The following is a 15535-nucleotide window of genomic DNA, read 5'->3' as shown; positions in this document are numbered from 1 at the left end:
CCGTCGATTGGAGAAGGACGTTGCTCGTCTGAGGTTCTGAGACACCGCGTCACACACCCTTGGGGTGTGTCCGTCGTGTTCGACCTCGGCGTCCGAGCCGTCCTCCGGAACAGGGCCTTCTCTCCGCCCTCCGGGACCAGCCTCCCGCCCCGCGGTGTCTCGCAACGCGTCTGCCCTGACCGCATCGAGCACCCGCGAGGCCCGCATGAGTTCTTCCGTCACCTGTACGTCCCTCTCCTTCGCCTGGTCCGACGGCACGCCCGTCCTCGAAGACCTCGACGTCGCCTTCGGCCCCGGGCGAACCGGGCTCGTCGGCGTCAACGGATCAGGGAAATCAACCCTGTTGAAGCTGATCGCGGGCGAACTCGCCCCGGCCGACGGCACGGTGCGGGTCGCGGGCGAGGTCGGCCACCTCCCGCAGAACGTCACGCTCGACACCGCCCTGCGCGTCGACGAGACCCTCGGCATCGCCGCGCGCCGGGCCGCCCTGCACGCCATCGAGGCCGGTGACGCGTCCGAGGAGCACTTCGAGACGCTCGGCGACGACTGGGACGTGGAGGAACGGGCCCTGGCCACACTCGGCGAACTCGGCCTGGGACACATCGACTTGGACCGCACCATCGGCGAGGTGTCCGGCGGCGAGTCGGTCCTGCTGCGGCTGGCCGCGCTGCTGCTCGGCCGACCGGACGTCCTGCTCCTCGACGAACCGACCAACAACCTCGACCTGTACGCGCGCCGACGGCTGTACGCGGCCGTCGCGTCCTGGCCGGGCGTGATGATCGTGGTCAGCCACGACCGCGAACTCCTCGACCTCGTCGACCAGATCGCCGATCTGCGCTCCGGCGGGATCACCTGGTACGGCGGCAACTTCTCCGCCTACGAGGAGGCCCTCGCCGTCGAACAGGACGCCGCCGAACGGATGGTGCGCGTCGCCGAGTCCGACTTCCGCAAACAGAAGCGCGAACTCGTCGACGCCCAGGTCAAGTTGGCCCGCCGCAAGCGGTACGGGCAGAAGATGAACGACCAGAAGCGCGAGCCGAAGATCGTCATGGGGGCACGGAAGCGGTCGGCGCAGGAGTCCGCGGGCAAGCACCGCATCCTGCACGAGGAGCGGCTCACCGAGGCGAAGGAACGGCTCGACGAGGCGGTGGAGGCCGTACGGGACGACGACGAGATCCGCGTCGACCTGCCGTACACGGCCGTACCGCCGGGCCGTACCGTCCTGACCCTCCTGGACCTCGAACTCGCCTACGGCGCGCGGGTGTCCGGGGGGCTCGATCTGCGCGGTCCCGAGCGGATCGCGCTGATCGGGCGCAACGGCGCGGGCAAGACTACGCTGCTGCGCACGATCGCCGGGGAGCTGGCGCCGGTGTCGGGCGAGGCGAGCGCGCATGTCCCGCTGCGGTTCCTGCCGCAGCGGCTCGACGTCCTCGACGACGAGCTGACCGTCGCCGAGAACGTGGCCCGGTTCGCGCCGGCCGCCACCAACAACCGGGTCCGGGCCCGGCTCGCCCGCTTCCTGTTCCGGGGCGCCCGCGCCGACCAGCGGGCGGCGACGCTGTCCGGCGGCGAACGCTTCCGGGCCGCGCTGGCCGCGCTGATGCTCGCGGAGCCCGCCCCGCAGCTGCTGATGCTGGACGAGCCGACGAACAACCTCGACATGGCGAGTGTGCGGCAACTCACCACGGCGCTGGAGTCCTACGAGGGCGCGCTGATCGTGGCCAGTCACGATCTGCCGTTCCTGGAGTCCATCGGCGTCACGCGCTGGCTGCTGCTGGACGGGGAGCTGAAGACGATCACTCCGGAGGAGGTGGAACACCTGGTGTGAGGGCGGGGCGGCGCGTCTCAGGAGGGCCACAGCCTCACGGCAGGGGTTTTGTCGGCACGGACGGGTGACGCATGATGGCCAACCGGTGCCCCTGTGCGGGCACCGAAACGATCCCGCCGATACGGAGTCCCGCTCGTGCCCAGCCACAAGGCCCTCGTCCGCCGCCCCAGCCCGCGCCTGGCCGAAGGGCTGGTCACGCACATCGAGCGGGAGAAGGTCGACGTCGAGCAAGCCGTCGAGCAGTGGGAGGCGTACGTCCAGGCGCTGCGGACGCACGGCTGGGAGACGATCGAGGTGGAGCCCGCCGATGACTTCCCCGACTCCGTGTTCGTCGAGGACACGGTCGTCATGTACAAGAACGTCGCGCTGATCGCCCGGCCCGGCGCCGAGACCCGGCGCGGGGAGACCGGCGGGGTCGAGGAGGCGGTGGCCCGGCTCGGCTGCTCGGTGAACTGGGTCTGGGAACCGGGCACCCTGGACGGCGGTGACGTCCTCAAGATCGACGACACGATCTACGTCGGCCGGGGCGGGCGTACGAACGCGGCCGGTGTGCAGCAGCTGCGGGCCGTGTTCGAGCCGCTCGGCGCGCGCGTGGTCGCCGTACCCGTGAGCAAGGTGCTGCATCTGAAGTCGGCGGTCACCGCGCTGCCCGACGGGACGGTGCTCGGGCACATCCCCAAGGTGGACCGGCCCTCGCTCTTCCCGCGCTTCCTGTCGGTGCCCGAGGAGGCCGGCGCCCACGTGGTGCGGCTCGGCGGCGACAGGCTGCTGATGGCGGCGAGCGCGCCCAAGACGGCCGACCTGCTCGCCGACCTCGGTCTGGAGCCGGTCGTGGTGGACATCAGCGAGTTCGAGAAACTCGAAGGCTGTGTGACGTGCCTCTCGGTCAGGCTCCGGGATCTGTACGCCTGACCGGGTGAGCGGACCACTCGTTCGGCGTCGGGACCTGCGGTCCTGGCACCGATCGGGATTCCAGGGCAATGCGGCCTGAACAGCGATCTTTACAGCACCCTTAACCTACGGTCTCGTAACCTACGGTTTCGTAGCCTACGATTCCGTAAGTTGCACAGACCCCGGCACCGCTCGCCGGTTTGTTCAGTTTTGCACCACGTCCCCCTGGAGTCCCCGTGACGATCACTTCCCCGCACCTCGGCAGCCCCGCAGTCTGGACCGACGCCAAGCTGCTGTACGCGTTGGAGGAAGTCGTCGAGACGGAGCTCAACCGGCACCTCAAGGTCACCAAGGACTGGATGCCGCACGAGTACGTGCCCTGGAGCGACGCCCGCAACTTCCCCGGCTTCTTCGAGGACGGCGAGGCCTGGGGCAAGGAGCAGTCCAAGGTCACCGAGATCGGCCGCATCGCCCTCGTGGTAAACCTCCTCACCGAGGACAACCTCCCCAGCTACCACCACGAGATCGCCTCCCTGTTCGGCCGCGACGGCGCCTGGGGCACCTGGGTGCATCGCTGGACGGCGGAGGAGGGCCGGCACGGCATCGTCATGCGGGATTACCTGCTCGCCTCCCGCGCGGTCGACCCGGACAAGCTCGAAGCGTTCCGCATGCAGCACATGAGCGAGGGCTTCGAGTCGGACAACCGGCACTCGATGCTGCACTCCGTGGCGTACGTCGCCTTCCAGGAGCTGGCCACGCGCGTCTCGCACCGCAACACCGGCCACCAGTCGGGCGACCCGGTCTGCGACCGCATGCTGGCCCGCATCGCGACCGACGAGAACCTCCACATGGTCTTCTACCGCAACCTCCTGAAGGCCGCGTTCGAACTCGCCCCCGACCTCACCATGCAGGCCGTGCGCGACGTCCTCGTCAACTTCCGGATGCCCGGTCACGGCATGCCCGGCTTCGAGCGGTTCGCCGCCCAGATGGCCATCGGCGAGGTCTACAACCTGCGCATCCACCACGACGACGTCATCCAGCCCGTGCTGCGCTTCCTGAGGGTCATGGACATCGACGGTCTCGGCCCCGAGGGACAGCGGGCGCAGGAGGAGATCGGCCTCTACATGGGCGGCCTCGACTCCGAGGCCGCCAAGTTCGACGAGAAGCTGGCGACCCGCAAGGCCCGCATGGCGGCCCGCGCGAGCGCCTGACCGGCCCACGACCGCCCGGCGAGCGAATCGCCGGTGCGGGATCCGGCCCGGCTGCGGCATCATGCCGCCATGCGTGACAACAGCACGTCAGGGGCGGCGGTCGGCTTTCTGCTGGGCCTGACCGACCACGAGGACGCGGACCGGATACGGCGCCGGATCGGCCTGCCCGAGCCGACGGAGACGGCCACCACTCGCCCGGAGGGACACAACGCCCTGTTGTGGCCTTGGAGTCGGAAACCGGTGCCGGTCTCCGTGCTGCTGTGGGTACTGGAGGAGGACGACCCGGACCTGAACCTGTGGGTCTGGCGGCACATCTCGGCCGACAGCGCGATGCGCCGGGCCATCGTGCGGGGCATACCCTTCGGCGCCGCCCGCACGGGCCCGCTGCCCGTCCACGCGAACCTGGGCCCGGAGGACGAACCCCCGGTCCCCGAGAGCTACACCCGCTTCGGCCTGCTCGGCGCCCTGCGCGAGGGCACCTCGATGCAGGCCGCGCGGACGGCCGCGTCGATGGTCCTGGAGCGCTCCGACTGGCAGGCGGTCACCGAGGCGGACCGGGACCGCCCACTGCCCGGATTCGCGCGCTGGGCACTGTCCGTACGACCGGACTGCCCACCCGCGCTCCGCGCCCAGTTCGGCACGCACCGCAGGTTCACCCACCGCGTCGAGCAGGCGGGCGTGCTGGACGGCCCGGCCGACTACGCGACCTCCTGGGGCCCCGCGTCGCACGTGCTGGACGTGCTGTCCACGGGTCGTCTGGTGTTCCCCACGCGCGTGGCCGAGGCCGAGGACGCGCTACGGCCGCTGGTGCGCGAGCACTTGGGCGACCGCGAGGACGCGTGGGCGGTGCTGGCGCAGCTGATCGACACGTTCCACGGGAACGCGGCGGAGCTGGTGGTGACGGCGGGCGCGATCGCCTGAGCCGGGCCGCGAGGGGGGCGGGGTGGCTGGATTCGAACCAGCGTGCCCCAGTTGGAGACCGGTGCGTCTGCCTCTGCGCTACGACCCCGCCCTTGGGGCCAGAGCGTAATGCCTTGGCCCGATGTCAGTGGGGCCTGGTACCAATGAGCCATCGGGGGAACTGCGGCGCGGGGGGCGTGGGATGGCGTACGGGGAGCGGGGTCGGCGTACCCCTGTGGTCGATCTGGCCGACCGCAGGGCGCTGGAGCGGTACCGGCCGGCGGACCCGGCGAAGGTCGCGGAGGCACGGCGGCTGAAGGAGGCCGCGCTGCTGGACTTCGGGCTGACCGAGTCCGCGGTGGCGTCCTGGCTGTACGCGAAGTGCCATCACCAGATCCCGACCACGGCGGTGGACACGGCCGCCGTGGTCGCCTCCGGCGACGGCTCCTGTCTGCTGCTCTTCAACCCGGACTTCTTCGTCGAACTCGGTCTGGACGGCGTGAAGTTCGTGCTCTTCCACGAGGCCCGGCACCTGGTCCAGCGGCATCTGTTCGCCGACCCCGAGCTGCGCGAGGACCCGGTGTTCGAGCTGGCCGCCGAGGTCTCCATCAACCATGTCGCCCTGGTCCGGCTCGGCCGCACCGAACTGCCCCTGCTGGACGGCCGCCCGACAGGCATCGACCCACGCCGGATCCACGCCCTCTACCAGGAGGACCTCACCGCACACGGCCTGGAGCCCGTCCCCTACGAGGAGTTCGTCGCGACCGACATGAAGGTCTACGGCGAGCTGAAGCGCATGGCGCATCCCCCGGTCCCGGACCGGCACCTGTGCGCGCACCTGATGGACGGCTGGGTACCGGCCGACCAGGAGACGGTGGACGCGGTGACGTCGTCCGCGCTGCTGAACTCCCTGCTGGCGGCGCGGCGCGGACACGCGGGCGCGGAGCGGGAGTTGCTCGACCTGATGGGCCGTACGGAGGAGGGTTCCGCGCGGGCCGCCCGGATCTGGGGGACCCTCGGCGCGGGCGTCCTGCGCGGCGAGACGGCACGCACGCGTACGGTCCACTGGTGGCAGCGCTGGCTCGTCGACGTCCTCGGCTCGAAGCTGCGCGACGGCGAGCGGCTGGTGTACCCGAAGAAGCGCGGCGCCCTGCTCGCGGCCCTCGGCCAGGACCCGATGCTGTCCCGGCGCGGCCCGGTCCGCGACAAGGTCCTGGTGATCGCCTACGACACCTCGGGCTCGATGCCGCAGCAGGTGATCACCTGGCTCACCGAACTCGTCGGCCGCATCGACGGAGTCGAGGCCCACTGGCTGTCCTTCGACAGCGTGGTCATGCCGTTCGCACCGGGCGAGCGGGTCTACGGCGGTGGCGGCACGAGCTTCCAGGTGGTCGCGGACTACGTGGAGGGGCGCACGGAGGTGAACGGCCGCCGGTTCGACGTCACCCCGGACGCGGTCGTGATGCTCACCGACGGGCACGCGCCGCCGATCGCGCCCGCCGAGCCGGGCAAGTGGATCTGGCTGATCACCGAGGGCGGCAGCGAGTGGCCCGAGACGCACACCCCCGCGATGGACTGCCATCGCGTCACGACAGGATCGCGGTAAATGGGCACGGAGACAGGGCAGTTGACGACCCCGGCGGCCGGGCGCGGCGGGCGCGAGGTGTCCCGCCTGGAGTCCTTCATCGACGCGATGATCGACCTGGGGCAGACCGGACAGATCTTCGGCGAGCACGGCATCGGCAAGACGGCGACGTTCTTCTCCCACCTCGGGCGCGCCCACCCCGGCACCGCGCTGGTGTACGTCCCGGCGGCGAACCTGACGCCGGACGACCTGTTGATCAACGCGCCCGTACGGGACCCGCACAGCGGTGAACTCGTGCTGCGGCAGCTGGTGATGAGCCAGTTGAAGCCGGGAACGCCGTTCGTGCTGCTCATCGACGACTCGCTCCAGGCGGGCGACACGATCCAGTCGCAGCTGATGCAGATCGCCTGCAACTGGACGCTCGGCGAGCACGATCTGCGGGCACTGGGCTGTGTCGGTGTCTTCCTCACGGACAACGAGTCGCTGTCGGAGACCTCGGCCCGGCGCGGCGACCTCGCGCTGCTCGACCGCATGGTCACGATGCGGATCACGGCGAACGACACGTCCTGGCGGCGGCATCTCGCCGTCAAGTACCGCCCCTGGGACCTGAATCCGGTGTTCGCCGTGTGGGCGTCGCTCTCCCCCACGCTGCGCGAGCTGCTGTCCCCGCGCACGCTGGACCACATCCTGGCCAACGCGAAGGAGGGCTTCCCGCTCCGCTGGGGCCTGCCCCTGATCGACGGCGAGCGGCTGCGGCTGGCCGAGCCGGGCCCCGACGGCAAGCCCGGTCAGAACCGCACGGCGGAGATCCTCGACCGCCTCGCCGGGGCCCTCGGTGTGCCCAACCCGGCGACAATCCCCGACCCGGTACGGCAGGTGGTGCGGGCCGCGCTGCGCAACCGCTGGACGGTGCTGCTGCAAGGGCCGCCCGGCTGCGGCAAGACGGAGCTGGTCCGGGAGACGGTCCGCGCGGGCCTGGGCCGGGAGCCGCTGTACTTCTCGCTGCCGGTGACGAACGTCGAGGACCTGTGCGCGCCGATCCCGTCGCCGGACGGCACCCTGGACAACCTGCTGGCCGCGAACTTCATGGGACCCGAGGCCAAGGCGATCGTGTGGGACGAGTACAACCGTCCCAAGGACAAGGCCGCGTTCGCCAAGCTCATGGAGATCACCCAGGAGTGGTCCCTCGCGGGCCGCCGCATCGAGAACCTGCGGGCGCAGATCGCCGTCCAGAACCCGCCGTACCACCTCGGCCGCAAGCTGTTGGTCTCGCGGAACAACATCGCCCAGGCGACCCGGTTCACGGCCTCGCTGACGGTGGAGCCGGAGGACATCCCGGCCAACGAGTGGCTGCTCGCGCGGTACGGCGCGGACGCCGAGACGGTGCTGGAGTGGTGGAAGCACGACATCGACGACGACGGCCGCGCCTGGATCACCAAGCGCACCCTGGAGCGGCTCATCAAGCTGCACCGCAAGGGGTTGCCGCTGGAGATGGCGACGGTCTACCTGGGCGACGGCGAGTACGCGCCCGTGCCGCTCACCGCCCTGATCGACCGCTTCAAGGGCCGCCCGGTGACGGGACTGCGCGAACTGGCCCGGGACACGGACCGCTGGGAGGCCCGGCTGCGCCGCGCCGCCGACCACACCGACGAGGGCGGCGACGACAGCGACGTGGTCCATCAGATCCTCGCCAACGCCGAGTTGTCCCAGCTGAAGAAGCACCGCGCGGTGGTGGCCCGCATGGTCGCCCTGCTCCCGGCGAAGCTCCGGGCGACCTATCTGGTCGGGGCGTCGGCACAGCAACAGCGGTTCTGGACCGACATATTCACCGGGATGGCGCGTCGCTGACCGCGTGCTCGCCCTCACCGGGGCGCGCCGTGCGGTGCACGCTGCGTACGGCGGCCACGTCGGGGGCGAGCGGTGGTGGCGGGACGTGGGCGGTGAGGGTCTCCAGGCGGCGCTTGACACTGGCGGCGATGCCCCGGCCGAGGACGAAGCGGGTGGGGCTGATGGCGCGGGGTGCCGTGTCGAGGAGGCGGTGGGCCTCGCGGCTGCGCATCCCGGTGTGGGACAGGACGAGGTGGGTGAGGCGGTGCTCGGCGGCCACGAGGGTGTGGGCGATGGTCTCGGCGGCGGACAGATCGACGTGGTTGTCGGCCGCGCCCAGCACACCCGCCGCCCGGACCCGGCCGAGGTCCAGCAGACCGACCCCGGCCGCGGTGGCCGCCGTCACCAGCCGTGCCGCGGCCCGCGGACCGATGCCGTTGCTGGCGACGGACAGCCGCACGAGCCGTCCGTACGGCGCCCGTTCCAGGGCGTCGGCCAGGCGGAGGGCGCCCGCGTCGCCCAACTGGGCGGCGGACACGTAGAGTTCGTCGATCGCGCCCGCGGCGACGACGGCGGCGAGGGGTGCGGCGCCCTCCGCGCCGAGCGGGTTGCCGCCGACGAAGAGCCGCTCGATACGGCGCCCGTTCCCGGCGGCGGCCAGCAGCGCGTCGGCCAGGACGGTCACGCCGGCCGGGTCGAGTCCGGTCTGTACGAGGTCGAGCGTGCGCAACGACCGTGCGGACTCGATGAGTTCGGCCGCCGCCCGCCCACCGCCGCTGCCCAGGGGATTGCGCTTGAGCCACACACCGGTCACGACCTGCGGCGAGGCGCGCAGTTGGTCGGCGATCCGACAGACACCCCCGGCCGTGATCCCGTTGCAGCCCAGGTAGAGCGTCTCGACCTCACCGCTCCCGCCCGCCACGACCTCGGCACCCTCGTCGCCGAGCCCGTCCGTACCGAGCAGCAAGTGCCGTACGGGCGAAAGGCCTTGGGCCAGTGCTTCGGCGACGCGTGCGGCGCCCTCCGCACCCAGGCCCTGTTTGCACAGATCGAGCCGCCCGTCCGGCAGCGCCGTCCCCACGGTGAAGTCCAGCCGCTCCCCGGCCGGTTGTCCCGCCCGCAACCAGTCCAGCAGCGGCCCCAGTTCGGCGACCGGACGCGGCGGGACGTACACCACACCGGCGAAGCCGACCTCACCCGTGTCCTCCGTGTCCCCGCTCACCACGCCGCCTCCCGATAGTCCTTGAGGAACACCCCGGACACCGGGTCCCCCGACTCGCCGCGCACGATGGGGTCGTAGACGCGGGCCGCGCCGTCCACGATGTCCAGCGGGGTGCGGAAACCGGCGCCGGCCATGCGGCTCTTCTTGGGGGCGGGGTTCTCGTCGGTGATCCAGCCCGTGTCGACGGCGCACATGTGGACGCCCTGTTCGGCGAGTTCGGCGGCGCTGGTGCGGGTGAGCATGTTGAGCGCGGCCTTGGCCATGTTGGTGTGCGGGTGCCCGGCCGTCTTGTTGCGGACGGCGAACCGGCCCTCGACGGCGGTCACGTTGACGACGTACCGGCGTGGGCGCGGCGAGGCGAGCAGCAGCGGCAGCAGCCGGTCGCACAGCAGGGCGGGGGCGAGCGCGTTGACGAGCTGGGTCTCCAGGACCTCGGCCGGGTCGAGGGCGCCGAGCCGTGCCGACCAGGAGTTGTCGGGGGACGGGTCGGGCAGCAGTCCGGCCTCGTCGGCCTCGCGCAGGACGACGGGCAGCGTCGAGGCCCCGCCCGCGAGCATCCGCATGGGTGTGAACCCCGGTGCCTGCCGGGCCCGTTCGGGCAGCGCGTCGCGCTCGCCCGCGGCCAGCAGGGCGTACGACCGCGGGGGCCGCCGTACGGTCTGGGCGGCGTTGTTGACGAGGATGTCCAGGGGTTCGCCGGTCCCCCGCAACTCCTCGCACAGGCCCAGGACTTGGCGCGGGTCGCGGAGGTCCACGGCGAGCACGGTCAGCCGGTCGAGCCACTTCGCACTGCCGGGCTCCGCGTGGAAGCGGCGCACGGTGTCGTGCGGGAACCGCGAGGTGACCTGCACCTCCGCGCCGTCCCGCAGCATCATCAGGGCCAGTTGGAAACCGATCTTCACCCGCCCGCCGGTGAGCAGCACCCGGCGCCCGCTCAGATCCGTACTCAGCGCGCGGCGGGCGGTGTTGTCGGCGGCGCAGTCGGGGCACAGCCGGTGGTAGAACGAATCCACCTGCCGATAGGGCGACTTGCAGACATAGCAACCACGCGGCTTGCGGTAGACGCCACCGGCGTCCACCCGGGCGGGCTCGCCCGTCGGACCCAGCGGAGTGTCCTCGCGCCGGTCCGCCGCTCCCGTCGCGGTCGCGGCCATGGTCGCCGCGTCGGCGGCGGACACGTCGGCGCCACGCGCCTTGCGACGCCGCAGTCGCCCGTCCCGGGCGAAGGACGCGGCGACCTGTTCCGCGTGCAGGCGCACCGGATCGTCGGCGGGCAACTCCCGCAGCCTGCCCACCGCGTGGTGGAAGGCCGCGAGTTCCGCCTCGGTGATCCCGCCCTCGTCAGTCATCGAATCCCGCCCCGGCCGTGCTCAGAAATGGGCCCCGGCCGGATTCGAACCGGCGTGACCGCCATGAGAAGGCGGCGAGTCTGCCTCTGCTCTACAGGGCCCGCGAACGCAGCCCGGGGATCGGATTCGAACCGATGTGACCGTCTTGCCAAGACGTGCGCCTGCCTCTGCGCTACGCCCGGGTGCGCCCCCGGATCCTAACCGCACGCCCGCGTGCGGACCGCATCGATAAACGCCCCGGTCCCGGTCAGTGCGAGGCGCGTCGGAGTTCCAGGCGTTCCTTCTCCGAGAGGCCGCCCCACACGCCGAAGCGCTCGTCGTTGTCGAGGGCGTACTCCAGACAGATGGAGCGGATCGGGCACATGCCGCAGATGCGCTTGGCCTCTCGCACGGAGCTGCCGGGCTCGGGGAAGAAGAAGTCCGCCCCGGTCTGCGCGCACAACGCCTCCTGCTGCCAGTCCAGGTCGGGCGAGGTGATCGTGTCGATGTGCATGAGCAGGAGCGTGCCGTGCGGTGAAAAACGTTCGATCAACGTGGGATCAACGCCGCGCTCCGGGGCCTCCGGCCACCCCCGATGGTGGCGGCGCGCCCGCACGGGCGCACGGCGGCGCGCGGAACCCGATGAAAACACGGAGAAATTCAGCGGTCACCGAGGGTGATGACGGCCGTGTCCCCAAGTCGAACCGGCACTCCGGCAGCGATTGTCAGTGGGCGGTGCGAGACTCGGCAATGCAGAGAACGGACCCCCTCACCACGGGACCCTTCAATGAGGAGGGCAAAGATGCTCACCACCCGTTTCGTCAACGGCGCTCCCAACTGGCTGGACGTCGGCTCGCCCGACATCGACAGCGCCATCTCCTTCTACGGCGGTCTCTTCGGCTGGGAGTTCCAGTCGGCGGGACCCGAGGCCGGCGGCTACGGCTTCTTCCAACTGGACGGCCGGACGGTCGCCGGCGGCATGCCCCTGCCGCCGGAGCACGACTCGTCCGCCTGGACGGTGTACTTCCAGAGCCCGGACGCGGAGGCCACGGCCAAGGCGGTGGAGCAGGCGCACGGCGCGGTCCTGTTCCAGCCTATGGACGTGATGGGCGAGGGGCACATGGCGATCCTCAGGGACCCGGCGGGCGCCGCGTTCGGCGTCTGGCAGCCGGGCCGGACCAAGGGTGTCGACGTGGCGGGCGACCCCGGTTCGCTGACCTGGGTGGAGTTGTACACGCCGGACGTCGCGGCGGCCGCGGCGTTCTACCACGCCTCGTTCGGTCTGGAGACCTCGGCCGCCCCCATGCCGGGCGGTGACTACACCTGTCTCAACCCGGCGGGTGCCGGTGAGGAGGCGATGTTCGGCGGTGTCGTCCCGCTCGACTTCGACGCCACCGGGGCGGCCTCGGGGGCGTACTGGCTGGCCTACTTCGAGGTCGCCGACGTGGACGCCACCGTGGCCAAGGCGCTGGAGACCGGCGGCGAGGTCACCGTGCCCGCCGCCACCATGGAGGGCGTCGGCCGCATGGCCCAGCTCACCGACCCGCACGGCGCCCGCTTCGCCGTCATCAAGAGCGAGCCGCCGCAGAGCTGACGGATCGCCCCCGGGGGCAGGCCTACGCGGAGGCGCGGTGGACCAGTGTGGTCGGCAGGATCACGCTGGACGGCGCGCCTCCGACGCCCTCGCTGGTGGCTCGGCGGTCGAGGCCGCGCAGCAGCAGGCGGGCCATCAACCGGCCCATCTCCTCTATGTCCTGGCGGACCGTGGTGAGCGGCGGTTCGGTCTGTTCGGCGACCGGAAGCATGTCGTCGAAGCCGATCACGGCCACGTCCTCGGGCACCCGCAGCCCCTCCTCGCGCAGCACCTTCATGGCGCCGTAGGCGGTGAGGTCGTTGGCGGCGAACACGGCGTCCACGTCGGGGCAGCGGTCGAGGAGTTCCCGCATCGCGCGCTCGCCGCCGCCCGGCGTGAAGTCGCTCTCCACGATGAGCCGGGGGTCGACGTCGACCATGACGTCCCGGAACCCGTCGAGCCGGTCCACCGCGGATGTCTGGTCGAGCGCGCCGGTGATGTGCGCGATCCGGGTGCGGCCGAGCCCGACGAGATGCCGTACGGCCTCGCGGGCACCGCCCCGGTTGTCGCAGTCGACGTACACGGTGGGCCCGGACGCGCGGGTTCCCTCGCTCCAGGACGGCCGGCCGCCGAACACCGTGGGGACACCGGCCCGTTGGATCAGTCCGGGCAGCGGGTCGTCGAGGTGGAGGGAGAAGACGAGCGCGCCGTCCACATGTCCGCCGGCGAGATAGCGGCCGACCCGGGCGTGGTCGGCACGGCCCTCCGTGAGGAGCAGCACGAGTTGGGAGTCGTGGGCGGTCAACTCCTTGCTGATGCCCCTCAGTTGCATGGCGAAGAAGGGGTCGGCGAAGACCCGGGTCTCCGGTTCGGCGATCACCACGGCGATGGCGTCGTGCCGCCTGGTCACCAGGGAGCGGGCGGCCTGGTTGGGGACGTAGCCGAGTTCGTCCACGGCCTGCCGGACCCGCACGACGAGCGATTCCCGCACCCCGTCCCCGCCGTTGACGACGCGGGAGACGGTGGCCCGCGACACCCCCGCCCGCGCGGCCACGGCCTCCAGCGTGGGACGCGGTGCTGTCTCGGTCACTTCTGGACCCCTCCTCGATGCTGCGGATCAGGATAGCCGCGGGCGAAGCAGACGGTGAGAGCGCTCCCAACTCGACGCGACCCTCCGGCTCACCCCAGCAGATTCACCCGCCGCCCGACCCCGTCCTCCTCCGCCCTCCGGTACGCCAGCCAGGCGAGCGCCAGGTCCTGCCAGGGCAGGCCGACGGGGGCGTACACCGAGCGGGCGGTGGCGTCGGTGCGGCCCGGGTGGTCGCCGCGCAGTACGTCGCCGAGGGTCGTGTCGATGTCGTCCGGGGTCAACGCGCCCACGGCAGCGACCAGTTGGCGGTCGTCGACGACGACGAGCGCCTCGTCCAGCAGGTCCGCGGCGAGTTCCCGCTTGCCGGGTTCGTCCGCGCCGAGGCTGGTGAGGTGCTGGCCCGGACGGGTGTCCGCGAGGGACAGCAGCGGGGTGCGGGACCAGGTCGCGAGGAGCACGACGTCGGCGGCCGAGGCGATCTCCGCCGCCGAGCCCAGCACCCGGCCGCCGTGCCGTACCGCGAAGTCGGTGGCCCGCTCGAAGTCCGTGTCGTGGACGAGGAGTTGACCGTACGGCCGCAGGACGCCCAGCCCCCGCACCATCAACTCGGCCTGCGCGCCCGCACCGATGACGCCCACCGCCGCGTCCTCGGCCGGGCCCGCCAGCACATGGGTACCCAGCGCCGCCGCCAGTCCCGTACGCCACGCGGTGACCGTCGCCGAGTCCAGCAGGGCGAGCAACTCGCCGTCCACACCGCTGTACAGGCAGATGACACCCCGCAACGCGGGCCGCGCACCGGGGAACTTGGCGTTGACCTTCACGGTGTAGGCCTCGATGCCGGGCAGCAGTCCGGGGATCAGGGCGGTGGCCGTACCGGGGAACGGCAGGTCGGTGCGCACCCGTTGGCCGGGAATCGCCACCTCGGCGCCCACGGCGCGGAAGCCGTCGCGCAGCGCGGCGAGACAGGCCGAGGGTTCCAGGAGGTCCACGAGGTCGCTTCGGGTCAGGAGGCGGGTCATCCGCTCAGGATCCCTCAGGCTCTTTCTTCGCGCGGCTCGGCTGCACCCTCTTGGGCTCCCCCGGCATCTTCGGGTACTCCGGCGGATAGGGCAGATCGCCGAGCCCGTGGTCGTGTTCGTCGCGGCGGGCGAGTTCGAGAAGGGCGTCGAGGGAGTAACGGTGGTCGTCCATGTCGGCGTGCACATCGCCGAGTTGGGCGAAACGGGCCGGCATGGTCGCCAGGTCGAAGTCGCGTGGGTGCGCGGTGCCGACCTCGTCCCAGCGCAGCGGCGCCGAGACGGGGGCGTGCGGGCGGGGTCGTACGGAGTAGGCGGAGGCGATGGTGCGGTCGCGGGCGGTCTGGTTGTAGTCGACGAAGATGCGCTCGCCGCGCTCCTCCTTCCACCACTTGATCGTCACCTGGTCGGGCATCCGGCGTTCCAGTTCGCGGCCGACGGCGATGGCGGCGCGGCGGACCTGGGTGAAGGTCCAGTTGGGCTCGATGGGCACGAAGACGTGCAGACCGCGTCCGCCCGAGGTCTTGGGGAAGCCCTTGAGACCGCCGAACTCGTCGAGTACGGCGCGGAGTTCGTGGGCGGCGCGGACCGCGTCGTCGTAGTCGGTGCCGGGCTGCGGGTCCAGGTCGATGCGGAGTTCGTCGGGGCTGTCGACGTCGTCACGGCGCACGGGCCAGGGGTGGAAGGTGAGCGTGCCGTACTGGGCGGCCCACAGGACGGCGGCCTCCTCGGTGGGGCACATCTCGTCGGCGCTGCGTCCGCTGGGGAAGGTGATGTGGGCGCGCGGAATCCAGTCGGGCATGTTCTTGGGCGCCCGCTTCTGGAAGAAGTTCTCGCCCTCGACCCCGTCCGGGTAGCGCTCCAGGGTGGTGGGGCGGTCGCGCAGGGCGCGCAGGATGCCGGGGCCGACCGCGATGTAGTAGCGGGCGAGGTCCAGCTTGGTGAAGCCGCGCTCCGGGAAGAAGATCTTGTCGGGACTGGACAGCCGTACGGTCCGGCCGCCCGCCTCCAGTTCCACCGCTTCGCCCATGCGAGCCACCGTAGGCCCGCCGTCCGAACATCGC

At 71.5% G+C, this 15535-nt stretch carries 13 protein-coding genes and 2 tRNA genes; 7 read left to right on the top strand and 8 right to left on the bottom strand.

What is annotated here, in order from left to right; genetic code table 11:
- The first annotated feature begins 205 nt into the window (after positions 1-205).
- The 6 genes from ACWIHT_RS14515 to ACWIHT_RS14490 all read left to right on the top strand — a co-directional run bounded on the left by ACWIHT_RS14515 (position 206) and on the right by ACWIHT_RS14490 (position 8263).
- Positions 206-1828: an ABC-F family ATP-binding cassette domain-containing protein gene (locus ACWIHT_RS14515; RefSeq protein ID WP_456167954.1), complete on the top strand. Its 1623-nt coding sequence runs from the start codon at positions 206-208 to the stop codon at positions 1826-1828.
- A gap of 135 nt (positions 1829-1963) precedes the next feature.
- Positions 1964-2740, top strand: a complete 777-nt coding sequence (ddaH, locus tag ACWIHT_RS14510; protein WP_456167952.1) for a dimethylargininase — start codon at positions 1964-1966, stop codon at positions 2738-2740.
- A 215-nt stretch (positions 2741-2955) separates the two neighbouring features.
- Positions 2956-3930: an acyl-ACP desaturase gene (locus ACWIHT_RS14505; RefSeq protein WP_456167951.1), complete on the top strand. Its 975-nt coding sequence runs from the start codon at positions 2956-2958 to the stop codon at positions 3928-3930.
- Positions 3931-3999: 69 nt separating this feature from the next.
- Positions 4000-4851 carry a hypothetical protein gene (locus tag ACWIHT_RS14500; protein WP_456167949.1) on the top strand — a complete coding sequence of 284 codons (852 nt, stop codon included), beginning with the start codon at positions 4000-4002 and terminating at the stop codon, positions 4849-4851.
- Positions 4852-5032: 181 nt separating this feature from the next.
- Positions 5033-6436: a DUF2201 family putative metallopeptidase gene (locus ACWIHT_RS14495; protein WP_456167947.1), complete on the top strand. Its 1404-nt coding sequence runs from the start codon at positions 5033-5035 to the stop codon at positions 6434-6436.
- Positions 6437-8263, top strand: coding sequence for an AAA family ATPase (locus ACWIHT_RS14490; RefSeq protein ID WP_456167945.1), 1827 nt, complete (start codon positions 6437-6439; stop codon positions 8261-8263). It abuts the gene before it with no gap.
- Here the strand turns inward: ACWIHT_RS14490 and ACWIHT_RS14485 are convergent.
- The 5 genes from ACWIHT_RS14485 to ACWIHT_RS14465 form a co-directional block, all read right to left on the bottom strand.
- Positions 8241-9464, bottom strand: coding sequence for a ribonuclease inhibitor (locus ACWIHT_RS14485; protein WP_456167943.1), 1224 nt, complete (start codon positions 9462-9464; stop codon positions 8241-8243). The genes ACWIHT_RS14490 and ACWIHT_RS14485 overlap by 23 nt on opposite strands.
- Positions 9461-10813 (bottom strand): SDR family NAD(P)-dependent oxidoreductase, encoded by a 1353-nt coding sequence (locus ACWIHT_RS14480; RefSeq protein ID WP_456167941.1) that lies wholly within the window; start codon positions 10811-10813, stop codon positions 9461-9463. Before ACWIHT_RS14480 ends, ACWIHT_RS14485 begins: the two co-directional genes overlap by 4 nt.
- 29 nt (positions 10814-10842) lie before the next feature.
- Positions 10843-10914: transfer RNA gene (locus ACWIHT_RS14475), tRNA-Glu, on the bottom strand.
- 10 nt (positions 10915-10924) lie between these two features.
- Positions 10925-10996: transfer RNA gene (locus ACWIHT_RS14470), tRNA-Ala, on the bottom strand.
- A gap of 64 nt (positions 10997-11060) precedes the next feature.
- Complete coding sequence (locus tag ACWIHT_RS14465) at positions 11061-11306, bottom strand: WhiB family transcriptional regulator (protein ID WP_456167939.1); 246 nt, start codon at positions 11304-11306, stop codon at positions 11061-11063.
- A gap of 288 nt (positions 11307-11594) precedes the next feature.
- On the opposite strand from ACWIHT_RS14465, the gene ACWIHT_RS14460 reads away from it, so the two are divergent.
- On the top strand, positions 11595-12386 hold the full coding sequence (locus ACWIHT_RS14460) for a VOC family protein (RefSeq protein WP_456167937.1): 792 nt from the start codon (positions 11595-11597) through the stop codon (positions 12384-12386).
- A gap of 22 nt (positions 12387-12408) precedes the next feature.
- Here the strand turns inward: ACWIHT_RS14460 and ACWIHT_RS14455 are convergent, their stop codons facing one another.
- The 3 genes from ACWIHT_RS14455 to ligD all read right to left on the bottom strand — a co-directional run bounded on the left by ACWIHT_RS14455 (position 12409) and on the right by ligD (position 15501).
- Positions 12409-13455: a LacI family DNA-binding transcriptional regulator gene (locus tag ACWIHT_RS14455; RefSeq protein WP_456167935.1), complete on the bottom strand. Its 1047-nt coding sequence runs from the start codon at positions 13453-13455 to the stop codon at positions 12409-12411.
- Between the two features lie 89 nt (positions 13456-13544).
- Positions 13545-14474 carry an ornithine cyclodeaminase family protein gene (locus ACWIHT_RS14450; RefSeq protein WP_456167933.1) on the bottom strand — a complete coding sequence of 310 codons (930 nt, stop codon included), beginning with the start codon at positions 14472-14474 and terminating at the stop codon, positions 13545-13547.
- Positions 14475-14478: 4 nt separating this feature from the next.
- Positions 14479-15501 (bottom strand): non-homologous end-joining DNA ligase, encoded by a 1023-nt coding sequence (ligD, locus tag ACWIHT_RS14445; protein ID WP_456167931.1) that lies wholly within the window; start codon positions 15499-15501, stop codon positions 14479-14481.
- Between the last annotated feature and the right edge of the window lie 34 nt (positions 15502-15535).

The sequence above is a fragment of the Streptomyces sp. NPDC002276 genome, from assembly GCF_053891435.1.
The sequence above is the reverse complement of the archived record's forward strand: the minus strand, read 5'-3'. Positions and strand labels throughout refer to the sequence as shown.